The sequence below is a fragment of the Arthrobacter sp. Z1-15 genome (assembly GCF_054792395.1).
Genome location: NZ_CP096454.1, coordinates 1,504,252 through 1,518,108, shown reverse-complemented (window position 1 = coordinate 1,518,108; position 13,857 = coordinate 1,504,252). Strand labels below are relative to the sequence as shown.

Genomic DNA, 13,857 nt, shown 5'->3' with positions numbered 1-13,857 from the left:
TGTTACCCGCGAGTAACATCGGTGTCCGGACAGTGTTCCGTTTCATATCTCAAAGAGGAGTTGCACGTGAGCCCACAAAGCCGAGCACGGCAGATCAGGGACGTTGTTTTCGTTGACGGAGTACGTACTCCCTTCGGAAAGGCCGGCGAGAAGGGCATGTACGCCGGGATGCGCGCCGATGACCTGGTGGTGAAGTGCATCCGCGAACTTATGCGCCGCAATCCCTCCCTTCCCCCGGCCCGCATTGACGAAGTGGCCATCGCCGCCACCACCCAGACCGGCGACCAGGGCCTGACCATCGGCCGCACCGCCGCACTGCTGGCCGGCCTGCCGCGCACCGTGCCCGGTTTCGCCATTGACCGCATGTGTGCCGGCGCCATGACTGCCGTGACCACCACGGCATCGGGCATCGGTTTCGGCGCGTACGACGTCGTGATCGCCGGCGGCGTGGAGCACATGGGCAACCACCCGATGGGCCAGGACGCCGACCCGAATCCCCGCTTTGTCAGCGAACGCATTGTGGACCCGGCCGCCCTGAACATGGGCAACACTGCCGAGAACCTGCACGACCGCTTCCCGGACATCACCAAGGAGCGCACCGACGCCTACGCCGCGGCCAGCCAGGAACGGCTCGCCAAGGCCTATGCCAACAACCAGATCCAGCCGGACCTCGTCCCGGTGGCCTCCAAGAAGCCCGGCTCCGGTTGGACCCTGAACTCCGTGGATGAAGGCCCCCGCCCCGGCACCACCGTCGAAGACCTTGCCGGCCTTCGCACGCCGTTCCGCGCGCACGGCCGGGTCACTGCCGGAAACGCGTCAGGCCTGAACGACGGCGCCACCACCGCCCTGCTCGCCTCCGCCGACGCCGCCGAGGAACTCGGCCTGCCGGTGAAGATGCGCCTGGTCGGCTATGCCTTCGCCGGCGTCGAGCCCGAGGTCATGGGGTACGGACCGGTACCGGCCACGGAAAAGGTCCTGAAGCAGACCGGACTGTCCATTGAGGACATTGGGCTGTTTGAAATCAACGAAGCCTTCGCTGTGCAGGTCCTCTCCTTCCTCGACTTCTACGGGATCGCCGACGACGATCCCCGGGTCAACCGCTACGGCGGGGCGATCGCCGTCGGGCACCCCCTGGCTTCCTCGGGCGTGCGCCTGATGAACCAGCTGGCCCGCCAGTTCGAAGAAGACCCGACCGTGCGCTACGGCATGACCACCATGTGCATCGGACTGGGCATGGGCGCAACCATCATCTGGGAAAACCCGAACCACCCCGACTACAACACCGACACCGAGTCCACGGAGGCCACAAAGTAATGACCGCAAGCGATTACCAGCAGCTGGCCGGCCACTTCCCCACCGAGGTCATCACGCACTCCTACGTCTCGGACATCGCACTGCCCGGCGGTGCCGGAACCTTTGCGCTGATCACCCTGGACAACGACGTCGACCACTCCCGTCCCACCACGCTGGGCCCGAACACCCTGCTGGAACTGGGCTCGGTACTGGATTCCCTGAAGGCACGCGCCGACGCCGGGGAGATCGTCGGCGTCGGCGTCACCGGCAAGCCGCACTACCTTGTTGCCGGTGCCGACCTGTCCGCCACGCAGAAGCTGGCGTCCTATGAGGACGGCCTCGCCATGGCCCGGCTGGGCCATGAGGTCTACGGCAAGCTACACACCCTGGGCGTGCCCAGCTTCGCCTTCATCAACGGCGTGGCTTTGGGCGGCGGTCTCGAAGTGGCCCTGCAGTCCGACTACCGCACGGTCTCCACCGGCGCCGGGGCCCTGGCCCTGCCGGAAGCCTTTATCGGCCTGGTTCCGGGCTGGGGCGGCGTGTACATCCTGCCGCGCCTGATCGGCCCCGAGAACGCGGTCAAGGTCATGATCGAGAACCCGCTGAGCAACAACCGCACGCTCTCCGGGCCGGCTGCCTTCAAGCTGGGCATTGCCGACGCCCTGTTTGAACCGGCCGATTTCTTGGAGCAGTCCCTGGCCTGGGCTGCCCGCGTCATCACCGGCGAGGAAACCGTCTCCCGGCCCAACGCCGCTGATCCGGCCGTCACCCCGGAAGCCTGGGACGCCGCCGTCGCAAAGGGCCGGGCCATTGTGGAGGCCCGCACGTCCAATGCCGCTCCGGCACCTGCCAAGGTGCTGGACCTGCTGGAGGCCGGCAAGAACTGGACCGCCGAGCAGTCCCGCGACGCCGAGTGCGAGGCGCTGGCCGACCTGATGCAGACCCCGCAGTTCCACTCCACCGTGTACGCGTTCCTGGACCTGGTCCAGAAGCGCGGCAAGCGTCCCGCCGGTGCGCCGGACAAGAAGCTGGCCCGCCCGGTGTCCAAGGTGGGCGTGGTCGGGGCCGGTCTGATGGCCAGCCAGCTCGCCCTGCTGTTCGCCCGCCAGCTCAAGGTCCCCGTGGTGATGACCGATATCGACCAGGCGCGGGTGGACAAGGGCGTGGGCTACGTGCACGCCGAGGTCGACAAGCTCATGGCCAAGCAGCGCATCTCCCCCGACGCCGCGAACCGCACCAAGGCACTGGTCACCGGTTCGGTGTCCAAGGAGGCGTTCTCCGATGCCGACTTCGTCATTGAAGCCGTCTTCGAGGAACTCTCGGTCAAGAAGCAGGTCTTTGCCGAGGTGGAGGCCGTGGTCTCCCCCGAGTGCATTCTCGCCACCAACACCTCGTCGCTGTCGGTGACCGAGATGGCGGCGGACCTGCAGCACCCCGAACGCGTGGTGGGCTTCCACTTCTTCAACCCCGTGGCCGTGATGCCGCTGCTGGAGATCGTGCGTGCACCCAAGACCGACGACGCCGTGCTGGCCACCGCATTCGTCCTCGCCAAGGCGCTGAAGAAGACGGCTGTGCTGGTCAAGGACGACGCCGCGTTTGTGGTCAACCGCATCCTGGGCCGCATGTTCGGTGAAATCACCGCCGTGTTTGATGAGGGAACCGACGCCGGGACCGCCGACAATGCGCTGCGCCCGATGGGCCTGCCGATGTCGCCGTTCACCCTGCTGGCCCTCGTGGGACTGCCGGTGGGCCAGCACGTGCAGGAATCCCTGCACGCTGCCTTCGGTGACCGGTTCTGGCTCTCGGGGAACTCGCAGAAGATCATCGACGCCGGCATCAAGTCGCTGTGGCAGCAGGACGAAAACGGGAAGCAGTACATCCCGGAGGAAACCCTAGCGCTGCTCGACTTCGGGAACACGCCGTCGACGTCCGAGGAAGTCCTGCGCCGCACACAGGACGCCCTGGCCGAGGAAATCGGCCTGATGCTGAACGAGGGCGTTGTTGCCGGACCCGAGGACATCGACCTGTGCATGATCCTCGGCGCCGGCTGGCCGATGCACCTGGGCGGCATCACCCCGTACCTGGACCGCGTCGGTGCCTCCGAGCGGGTCAACGGGAAGAAGTTCCACGCTGAGAAGGAAACGGCTTCGGCTGCATCCTAGGCTGCTTGGAAGGAGGGCTTCCGCCGGTTTCGGTGGGAGCCCTCCTTTTGTCTGCACTGCGTAACAAATGAATTGCTGCAGATACTTCGCCCTGCGTTCCGGCTGTTTGTGAGACGAATAATTTAATAAGGCGTCCTATCCGCTGCATATGTCTGCGCCGGCGGCGGGATTCTGGTGCCCCTAATGATCCGGCGGCTAAGTTCACCCATAACGGCAGTTCAGCATCATCCGAATTGCCGTTCCGCACAGCCACCCCCGCTGTGACGGAACCGCTCGAACATTGGAGCACGAACAATGAAATTCCGCCCCCGAAACGTATCCAGAGGCTCCACCGCCACCAAGAGCCGCCCTCTGGCAGCAGCGGCGGTCCTCGCCGTCGTCATTCCCTTCGGCGCCGCCGCTCCGGGAATGGCTGATGCTAACTTCCCCTCGGTCGAGGGCAACACCAATATATCCAGCATTCTTACCTACAACGACGTGGTCAAAGAGCTGCAGAAGCTGGAATCGAACAGCCGGTACGGCGTGGATGCCTTCACCCTCGCAGAAGCCGGAACCCAGGTTAGCAAATCCGAACAGGGTCGCGATTTGTGGGTCGCAACAGTAGGTACCGGAGCCGAACACGTCTGGATCCAAGGCCGCATCCACGGCAACGAACCCTACGGCACCGACGCCATTCTTGCCTTGCTGAAAGACCTGGGCACCAACGGCTCACCGGATTACAAACTGTTGCGGGACAAATTCACCTTTCATTTCATCCCCATGTACAACCCCGACGGCTCCGAGGCCAATATCCGCCAGACCGTGCTGTGGGACCAGGCCAACAACGTGCCTGAGCCGGGCGCCAGCGGAAACGAGCAGCGGGTCGACCTCAACCGGGATTGGACCCCCAACGGCTTCGTCGCCAATGAATCCCTCGCCTTCTACGAATACTGGACGGATGTGGATCCTGAATACGGTATTGATATCCACCACCAGGGCCTCAAAAAGCAGTGGGACACCGGCGAGGACGTCAGTCTCTCGCTGGGGATTTCCCTGGCACCGGGAGGCCCGACGCTTCCGGGCATCAAGGGCGGAGCCTATGACGTGCTGACCCGGCAGATGCTCGTACACGTATATGACGAACTGTCCGGATACGGCTACATCAATATGGACCGGTACCAGGTGGGTAACGGTCTGGAAATCGACATCAAGGGCGGCGTGGTTTCCGCCATGATGATGGGGCTGGACTATCAGGGCATGAACCCTGAAGGGCATTCGAACCCCGTGATCTTCTTTGAAACCTCCGGCAACACCTCGGAAGGCAGCCTCGGTCAGAAGGCCCGGGGCAAAAACATCAAGCAGAACGTCCTCGCCATGAAGGAGTTGCTGCTGGGCCTGGCCACGGGCGAGGTGCAGCAGGAAGACCCGGAGCGCTGGGAAGAGATCCCGCACCAGCCGGTCACCGGCTACAGCACGGACTATGCCGGGACCATCCCGGTCCAATAGTCCAATTGGCACAGTGCCCCCGCCCGATTCGTGCGGGGGCACTGCTCACTGAGATCACCCAGCCCCTGCTGGCCGCACCGGAAAGATCCAGAGGAGTCCCCCTCGGCATTATGGACTGGCAGCTTCCTGCTGCCGCCGGACAATCTCCGTAATCCAGACAGGGGCGTACGGCGAGGTGCAGCCCGGCGGTGTTGGATAGTCCTTGAGGACTTCGAGCCGTTCGCCAATGCTGACGGCCCGGGACCGAAGCTGCGGATGTCCTATCCCGATTTGAGCCAAGCAGGTGTTCATAGCCCACTGCAGCCGCTCCGGGGTGGCCTTCATCTCCGCCTCGATGGTGTCGAGCAATCCCGGAAGGTCCAGCCCTTCCGGTTCCTTCACCACCCGCTCGCTGGTCAGTGCCCAACCGGCGCTGGCAAGCACGGGGTCAGGATCCGCGAACCAGGCCTGACGCAGCTCCTCCGCGTGCGGGCTCTTTTTGACGACGTAGTTCACCAGCCAGTCATGCACCTTGGGGACGCGCGCCTCACGCAGCATGCCGTCCAGCTCTTCCCGGCCAAAGGCCCGTGGACGGCAGATCAGAAGCGACAGCAACCGTGCCGCGGTGTCCCCGGTCGCCCAGAGCTCGCGCGCAAGTTCCGGTTGTGTCTTCAGCCGCTTGGCAACAGCGCGTAGTTTCCCGAGATTCACGCCGTGATCGTCGCCGTGCTTCTCGTTCACGGCACGCGCCTTGGGATCCGCCAAGGCGGCCAACTCGGCCATTACCTCGGTCAGCGTGGCGGTTGTCGTCGCTGTCTGGGCCATGTCACGCTCCTGTCCGCGGGATCAATCAGCTCAATCAGCCTACTCGCAGACTTCTCCGGCGCCGAGGGCTGCCGGGTTTGTTCACACTAGCTCCCTCGCATGACACCGGGCCGGCCAGTGGCCTGGCCACCTCCAACAGCCGCTCCGCAGCACGGGTTCCCAGTGGCTGTTACCAAAGGGACAGCTGGGACCTCGGAAGGGCTGGTTCGTCACGAAGAGTGGGAATGCGTGTTGGCATCCGGCGCCGGTGGGTCATGGCAGCCTCACTGATCATGCCTGTGCTCGCCGCGGTATCCGCACTGATAGCCCATGTTGTTCGCCCCCCCCAACTGGGAACGGACCGAGCCGGCAGCAATACTCTTGTTCGCGTCCGCAGGTGTGGCCTGGATGTGCCGGCTGATTGGCGTGGACGCGCTGGAGAGTGCCGGTACTTCTGCGAGCGATAGCCTGCCTGGGCCGCCGGCGGGTTGGGCCGGGACTGGGTGCACGAATTGAGTTCCGATACGGATTGGCCGGCAGAACACGTGGCGGGCTCACACCGACGGAGGGTCCGGGTTCGGCGTTCTCACAACCCCGGGACGCCCCAACCGACGGAGGGTCCGGGTTAGGCGGCTTTAATAATCCTTAGCGAGCTCTGCGAGCCGCGGATTTTCGTTGCCGCCGTTCCGGACCCTCCCCCGGCTTAGGTGCCTGTGGAACGAGAACCTAGAACAGAGCAACCTTCGGCGTCCGCGGGAAAATCCGGTCCAGCTCTTCGAGATCCTTCTCCGACGGCACCCAGGACGCAGCCTCCGAGTTTTGCTGCACCTGTTCCACGGTGGTGGCACCGGCAATGACGGATGAGACCGCAGGCTGGGCGGCGAGCCAGGAGAACGCCACCTGCACTTCGGTCAGTCCGCGGTCCTTGGCGAAGGTTCCAAACTCGGCAAGCTGACCGAAGTCGGCTTTATCCAGCAGGTTCTGCCGGGAGTGCGTCAGGCGGCTGCCTTCGGGGGCGGAACCGGAGCTGTACTTGCCGGTGAGCAGCCCGTTGGCCAGCGGGAAGTACGGCAGGATGCCCAGACCGTACGCCTCAGCCGCCGGAACAACTTCGAGCTCTGCCCGGCGGTCCAGCAGGTTGTAGTGGTTCTGCGCTGAAATGAACGGCGTGTAGCCGCCCATGCGTGCAGTGAATTCAGCTTCGGCGATCTGCCAGCCGGACCGGTTTGAGTGTCCGATGTAGCGCACCTTGCCGCTGGTCACCAGATCGTCCAGGGCCGCCAGCGTCTCCTCGATCGGTGTCAGCGGATCCGGTGTGTGGAACTGGTAGAGGTCAATCCAGTCGGTGCCCAGCCGCTGCAGGGAGGCCTCGGCGGCTTTGACGATGTACCGCCGGGAACCGCGGGCATCAAAATCCCGCCCGTTGACTCCCTTCATGTCCATGCCGAACTTGGTGGCCAGCACGACGTCGTCGCGCCGGCTGCCGAGGGCCTTGCCCAGCCGTTCCTCGCTCAGGCCCGGAACCGCGCCGTAGGCGTCGGCCACGTCAAAGAGCGTAATGCCGGCGTCAATGGCGGCATTGACGACGGCGTCGGTACCCGCCTGATCTTCGGTGCGGGTGCCGGGACGGCCGAGGTTGTTGCAGCCCAAACCCACGGTGGAAACGGTCAGGCCGGATGTGCCGAGTCTGTTGTATGAAGTCATGGTCCCTACGCTACCGAATCAGCGCCGGCGATGTGGCCGCTGCCACTCCTGCGGCGGTCATCAGCACCGCTTAGACCGTAAAGGGGAACGGGTTGGTATTGGGCCCCGGGGCCTTGTCCGTCTCGAGGATGTACTGGATGGGAATCGGCCCCGTCGGCTGCACTCCCTCATACACGCGTTCCGAGTTCCGCCGCGCTTCCGGCACACCAGCCTCCCGGACAGCGCCGTAAAAGTGCTGCACCGAGGCGGGAACAAGGCCACCGTTTTCGCACCAGACGATGTACATGCCGTACAGGTCGGAGGCCGGGACGGCTTCGGTCTCTTCGAGACCGCCCAGGGTGCATTCGTCGAGGAACAGGCTGACGTGATCAAGATGGCGCTCAGACATGTCTTGAGCCTAGGCAATATTTACCGTGCCGGGAACACGAGGACCGGAAACTGCCTCGATTTGTAACGCGGGCTTGGGGCTTAACGGTGCTTCAGGTAATCTTCGAGCCCGGTCGCGGGAACCCCGGTGAGCCGTACCACGTCGTCGCTCACCTCGGCCATCAGGCCCTGCGCAATGGCGGTGTAGGTGCTCACCCAGGCCTCAACTTGCCAGTGCGGCGCTCCGCTCAGCCTCCGCGACTCGACAGCTTCCTCGTACGTCTCGTTGTAATAGCTCACCGGGGATCCGGCCACTCGGGCGAGGATGTCGGCAATCTCCCCGAGGGTCAGTGCCTGCGGCCCGGTGAGCGTGTAGATCCGGCCCTGATGCTCCTGCGGAGCGCCCAGGATGCACGCCGCGGCAAGTGCGACATCGGCTCTGGCCACGGCTGCCAGCCGGCCGGATCCGGCCGGACCCCGGATGACGCCGTCGCGCCCGGCGAAGGAGGGCAGCACGTCCTGGTACAGGCAGTTCCGCAGGAACGTGTAGTCCAGCCCGGTGGACTTGATGTATTCCTCGGTATCCCAGTGGTCCCGGGCCAGGGTGAACACGGCATCCGGTGCCGCCCCCATGAAGGAGGTATAGACAATGTGCCGCACCCCTGCCTCGACGGCGGCATCCACGAACGTCCGGTGATCCTGTTGCCGGTAGGGGCTCTCATGGGCGGAGACCATGAACAGTGTCCTGACGCCCGCCAGCGCCCGGGCTGCGTGCTCGCGGTCCGAATAGGTGGCCGCGTACACGGGGGTTCCGGGCAGTTCCGGAAGCCTTGCCGTATGTCTGGCCAGCAGCCGCTGCGCGATGCCGGCATCGGCCAGCAGGCGCGCTACCGCTCCGCCCAGGGCGCCGGTGGCACCGGTGACAGCCACCGGCGCTTGCTCTTCTGCCATGGTGCTTCCTCCCCTGCGTTCCCGCCGCCGGTCCCCCGCCCCGGCGCCGGAGGCTACTGGATCTTCGGGATCTGGCCGGTGGGCATGTCCTGTCCGGGCAGCGGCCGGGCAAACGGAACCTTGGTGCCCAGGACCTGCGCGACGACGTCGTTCGCCACCTGGCGTGCCGTCAGGCCCACCCGTTCCAGGACTTCGGCTCGGGTGCCGTGGTCCAGGAATTCCACCGGCAGACCCACTTCGTTCAGTGCCGTATCCACGCCCGCTGCGCGCATTTCCTGCCGGATCCGGGAACCTACACCGCCGGCACGCACACCGTCCTCAATGACGATCACGATGCGGTGCTCAGCGGCCATGCGGATGATCGACTTCGGAACGGGCAGGACCCAGCGCGGATCCACCACGGTCGAGCTGATGCCCTGGGCGCCAAGCCGGTTGGCCACCTGCAGCGCCATTTCGGCCATGGCACCTACGCTGACGATCAGCACGTCATTCGACTTTTCGTCCGAGGGCCGGCGGGCCAGGATGTCCACGCCGTCCGACGTCCGTTCAATGGCTTCCACATCGGGGCCCACGGTTCCCTTGGAGAAGCGGACCACGCTGGGTGCATCGCTGATGGCCACCGCCTCGCGCAGTTCTTCCTTGAGCCGGGTGGCATCGCGCGGTGCGGAGAGATGAAGTCCCGGAACGATCTGCAGCATGGACATGTCCCACATGCCGTGGTGGCTCGCACCGTCGGGACCGGTCACTCCTGCGCGGTCCAGCACAATCGTCACGCCCGCCTTGTGCAGCGCCACGTCCATCAGCAGCTGGTCGAAGGCCCGGTTCAGGAAGGTCGCGTAGAGCGCGACGACGGGATGCAGCCCGCCGAACGCCATGCCCGCCGCAGAGGTCAGGGCATGCTGCTCGGCGATGCCGACGTCGAACACCCGTTCCGGGTGCTTTTCCGCGAACCGGTGCAGGCCCACGGGGATCAGCATGGCTCCGGTGATTCCGACAATGTCTTCGCGCTCGTCGGCGATGTCGGCAATCTCCGTGGCGAAGACCGAGGTCCAGGACTGCTTGCTGCCCGGTTCCACAGCCTTGCCGGTCTCCGGATCAATGATGCCGACGGCGTGAAACTGGTCGGCCACGTTGGCGCGGGCCGGTGCGTAGCCGCGGCCCTTCTCTGTCATGGCGTGGACCAGCACCGGTCCGTTGTAGTTGCGGGCCTTGGTCAGTGCACGCTCCACGGCGGCCATGTCGTGGCCGTCAATGGGGCCGATGTACTTCATGCCGAGGTCTTCGAACAGCCCCTGCGGCGCCCACCAGTCCTTAATGCCGCGCTTGGCGGCGTGGAGGCTGTGGTAGGTGAACCGGCCTACGGGCCCGCCGTTCTGCAGGCGCTGCTTCCACCATCCGAGCGTGTTTTCATACACCCGGTGGGTCCGCACGGTGTCGAGGGTGGGACGCATGGACGCAAGGTAGTCGGCGACCCCGCCGATGGTTGGTGCATAGGAGCGGCCGTTGTCGTTGACCACAATGACGACGCGGCGGCGCTGGTCGGCGGCAATGTTGTTCAGGGCCTCCCAGGCCATGCCTCCGGTCAGGGCGCCGTCCCCCACCATGACCACCGTGTAGCGGTCCCCTTCGCCGGTAAGCTGCCGGGCGCGGGAAATCCCGTCGGCCCAGGACAGAGAGGACGAAGCGTGCGAGGACTCCACGATGTCATGCACCGATTCGGCCCGCGACGGGTATCCGGACATTCCGCCCTGCTGCCGGAGGGTGGAGAAGTCCTGGCGGCCGGTCAGGATTTTGTGCACGTAGGACTGGTGTCCGGTATCAAAGACAATGCTGTCCCGGGGCGAGTCGAAGACCCGATGGATTCCCACGGTCAGCTCCACGACGCCGAGATTGGGGCCGAGATGGCCGCCGGTCTGGGCGACATTGCTGATGAGGAATGACCGGATCTCTGCGGCCAAGCGCTCCAACTGCTCCGTGGAGAGTCTGCTCAGGTCCCGCGGATCACGGATGGTTTCCAGAAGTCCCAACGGGCGCCTCCCTGCTTCAGGCAACGGCACTGCACACCGTCACAACGGTTTAACTCTAACGCTTGACGGAGTGCGCCCGGTTCCAAACATGCGAAGAGCCCCGCCCGCCGAGGAGAAAATTCGGCGGGCGGGGCCCAATGTTCCGCAGGCCGCTCGGCGGCCCTTGGAAGGTGGTGCTGCTGCTTACTTGGCCGTGATCTGGCGCAGCACGTACTGCAGGATGCCGCCGTTGCGGTAGTAGTCAGCTTCACCCGGGGTGTCGATGCGCAGGACAGCCTCGAACGTGATGGCCTCGCCGTTCTCCGGCGTTGCCGTGACCGTGACGGTCTTGGGCGTGGTGCCGTTGTTCAGTTCAGTCACACCGGAAACCGCGAAGGTCTCCGTGCCGGTCAGGCCCAGGGATTCGGCGTTGACGCCGGCCGGGTACTGCAGGGGAAGAACGCCCATGCCGATGAGGTTGGAGCGGTGGATACGCTCGTAGCTCTCGGCGATAACGGCCTTGACGCCCAGCAGTGCGGTGCCCTTGGCAGCCCAGTCACGCGAGGAACCGGAACCGTACTCCTTGCCGGCCAGGACAACCAGCGGAATGCCGGCGGCCTGGTAGTTGACCGAAGCATCGTAAACAGCTGCCTGCGGTGCATCAGCCTGGCTGAAGTCGCGGGTGAAGCCGCCTTCGACGCCGTCGAGCAGCTGGTTCTTGATGCGGATGTTCGCGAACGTGCCGCGGATCATCACTTCGTGGTTGCCTCGGCGCGAGCCGTAGGAGTTGAAGTCCTTGCGCTCGACGCCGTGCTCCAGCAGGTAGCGGCCTGCGGGGGTGTCGGACTTGAAGGAGCCGGCCGGGGAGATGTGGTCGGTGGTGACCGAGTCGCCCAGCTTCAGCAGGACGCGGGCGCCCTCAATGTCGGAGACGGGCTCCGGCTGTGCCTTCATGCCCTCGAAGTACGGGGGCTTCCGGACGTACGTGGACTCCGTATCCCATTCGAAGGTTGCACCCTCGGGGGTGGGCAGGGACTTCCAGCGGTCATCGCCTTCGAAGATGGTGTCGTAGCTGTTGCTGAACATCTCCTTGTTGATGGAGGCGTCGATGATTTCCTGGACCTCGACCGGGTTCGGCCAGATGTCCTTCAGGAAAATGTCGTTGCCGGCTTCGTCCTGGCCCAGCGGGTCATTCTCGAAGTCGAAGTCCATGGTGCCGGCCAGTGCGTAGGCCACTACCAGCGGCGGGGAAGCCAGGTAGTTCATCTTCACGTCCGGGTTGATCCGGCCTTCGAAGTTGCGGTTTCCGGAGAGCACTGCGGTGACGGCGAGGTCGGCTTCCTGGATGGCCGTGGAAATTTCCTCTTCCAGGGGGCCGGAGTTGCCGATGCAGGTGGCGCAGCCGTAACCGACGACGAAGAAGCCAAGCTTTTCCAGGTACGGAATGAGACCGGACTTCTCGTAGTAATCCGTAACAACCTTCGAGCCCGGAGCCACGGAGGTCTTGACCCACGGCTTGGACGCGAGGCCCTTTTCGACGGCGTTGCGTGCCAGCACTGCTGCTGCCATCATCACCGACGGGTTGGAGGTGTTGGTGCAGGAGGTGATCGAGGCGATCGACACGGCGCCGTGGTCCAGCTCGAAGCTGCGGCCGTCTGCCATGGTGACCGGAACCGCGTTTGTGGCGCGGTCGGCGGGAGCGTCGGCTTCCTTGACGAGGTCGTGCTCCTTGTCCTCGATCTTGGTGCTGCCCTCGGTGAAGGAAGGAGCATCCGACGCCGGGAAGGTTTCTTCCAGGGCCTCGTCCACGGTGCCCTTTTCGGCCTCAACCGATGCGTGCACGTAGTTCTTGAGGTCCTTGCGGAACTGCTCCTTGGCGTTGGTCAGCTCCACCCGGTCCTGCGGACGCTTCGGTCCGGCGATGGAGGAAACCACGGTGGACAGATCCAGTTCGAGGTACTCGGAGTACTTGATCTCGATGGAGGGATCGTGCCAGAGGCCCTGTTCCTTGGCGTAGGCCTCAACGAGGGCCACGTTCTCTTCGGACCGGCCGGTGAGGCGCAGGTAGTCCAGCGTTACGCTGTCGATCGGGAACATGGCAGCGGTGGAACCGAATTCCGGGCTCATGTTGCCGATGGTGGCGCGGTTGGCCAGCGGTACGGCTCCGACGCCTTCGCCGTAGAACTCCACGAACTTGCCGACAACGCCGTGCTTGCGCAGCATTTCGGTGATGGTCAGCACCACGTCGGTGGCGGTGGCGCCGGCCGGGATCTCGCCGGTGAGCTTGAAGCCGACAACGCGCGGGATCAGCATGGAGACGGGCTGGCCAAGCATGGCAGCTTCGGCTTCGATGCCGCCAACGCCCCAGCCGAGCACGCCCAGGCCGTTGACCATGGTGGTGTGCGAGTCGGTGCCGACGCAGGTGTCGGGGTAGGCACGCAGGACGCCGTCAACTTCACGGGTCATGACGGTGCGCGCCAGGTACTCAATGTTGACCTGGTGGACAATACCCATGCCCGGGGGAACAACCTTGAAGTCGTCAAACGCCGTCTGGCCCCAGCGAAGGAACTGGTACCGCTCGCCGTTGCGCTGGTATTCGATTTCCATATTGCGCTCGAGGGCACCGGCATTGCCGAAGGCATCGATCTGCACAGAGTGGTCAATGACCATTTCAGCCGGAGCAAGGGGGTTGACCCGCTTGGGGTCTCCGCCCAATTCGGCCACTGCTTCACGCATGGTTGCCAGGTCGACGATGCAGGGAACGCCGGTGAAGTCCTGCATGATGACCCGAGCGGGGGTGAACTGGATTTCAGTGCTGGGCTCTGCGTTGGCATCCCACTGCGCCAGGGCGCGAACGTGATCTGCCGTGATGTTGGCACCGTCTTCGGTGCGCAGCAGGTTCTCCAGCAGGACCTTGAGGCTGAACGGAAGGCTCTTGGCGCCTTCGACGGAATTCAACCGGAAAATTTCATATTCGTTTCCACCGACGTTTAGTACGCCTTTGGAACCGAAGCTGTCCACATTAGTCATAATAGGACTCCTCTCGCCACCGTTTTATCTTTGTCCAGCGGTCCGCGGCGTGCCAGTTAGGACTCCCTAACCGGCTG

General features: G+C 64.6%; 9 protein-coding genes. 3 read left to right on the top strand and 6 right to left on the bottom strand.

Annotation, left to right across the window (positions count from 1 at the left end; genetic code table 11):
• Nucleotides 1-66: 66 nt before the first annotated feature.
• From M1D40_RS06900 to M1D40_RS06890, 3 genes are all read left to right on the top strand, one after another.
• Entirely contained in the window at nt 67-1,314 is a 1,248-nt protein-coding gene (locus M1D40_RS06900; protein WP_341392671.1) for a thiolase family protein, read from the top strand.
• Complete coding sequence (locus M1D40_RS06895) at nt 1,314-3,455, top strand: 3-hydroxyacyl-CoA dehydrogenase NAD-binding domain-containing protein (RefSeq protein ID WP_461170640.1); 2,142 nt, start codon at nt 1,314-1,316, stop codon at nt 3,453-3,455. Before M1D40_RS06900 ends, M1D40_RS06895 begins: the two co-directional genes overlap by 1 nt.
• Nucleotides 3,456-3,749: 294 nt before the next feature.
• Nucleotides 3,750-4,940, top strand: coding sequence for a M14 family zinc carboxypeptidase (locus tag M1D40_RS06890; protein WP_461170639.1), 1,191 nt, complete (start codon nt 3,750-3,752; stop codon nt 4,938-4,940).
• Nucleotides 4,941-5,048: 108 nt separating this feature from the next.
• On the opposite strand, the gene M1D40_RS06885 is transcribed toward M1D40_RS06890, so the two are convergent.
• The 6 genes from M1D40_RS06885 to M1D40_RS06860 all read right to left on the bottom strand — a co-directional run bounded on the left by M1D40_RS06885 (nt 5,049) and on the right by M1D40_RS06860 (nt 13,780).
• The gene (locus M1D40_RS06885) at nt 5,049-5,744 is read right to left on the bottom strand and encodes a DNA alkylation repair protein (protein WP_461170638.1); all 696 of its coding nucleotides are present in this window, start codon (nt 5,742-5,744) and stop codon (nt 5,049-5,051) included.
• Nucleotides 5,745-6,449: 705 nt separating this feature from the next.
• The gene (locus M1D40_RS06880; RefSeq protein WP_461170637.1) at nt 6,450-7,427 is read right to left on the bottom strand and encodes an aldo/keto reductase; all 978 of its coding nucleotides are present in this window, start codon (nt 7,425-7,427) and stop codon (nt 6,450-6,452) included.
• A gap of 70 nt (nt 7,428-7,497) precedes the next feature.
• Nucleotides 7,498-7,815 carry a primase-like DNA-binding domain-containing protein gene (locus M1D40_RS06875; RefSeq protein ID WP_341392665.1) on the bottom strand — a complete coding sequence of 106 codons (318 nt, stop codon included), beginning with the start codon at nt 7,813-7,815 and terminating at the stop codon, nt 7,498-7,500.
• Between the two features lie 80 nt (nt 7,816-7,895).
• Entirely contained in the window at nt 7,896-8,744 is an 849-nt protein-coding gene (locus tag M1D40_RS06870; protein WP_461170636.1) for an SDR family oxidoreductase, read from the bottom strand.
• Between the two features lie 53 nt (nt 8,745-8,797).
• A complete protein-coding gene (dxs, locus tag M1D40_RS06865; RefSeq protein WP_341392663.1) occupies nt 8,798-10,771 on the bottom strand; it encodes a 1-deoxy-D-xylulose-5-phosphate synthase in 1,974 nt (657 codons plus the stop codon).
• 183 nt (nt 10,772-10,954) lie between these two features.
• Nucleotides 10,955-13,780 (bottom strand): aconitate hydratase, encoded by a 2,826-nt coding sequence (locus M1D40_RS06860; RefSeq protein ID WP_461170635.1) that lies wholly within the window; start codon nt 13,778-13,780, stop codon nt 10,955-10,957.
• Nucleotides 13,781-13,857: the final 77 nt, after the last annotated feature.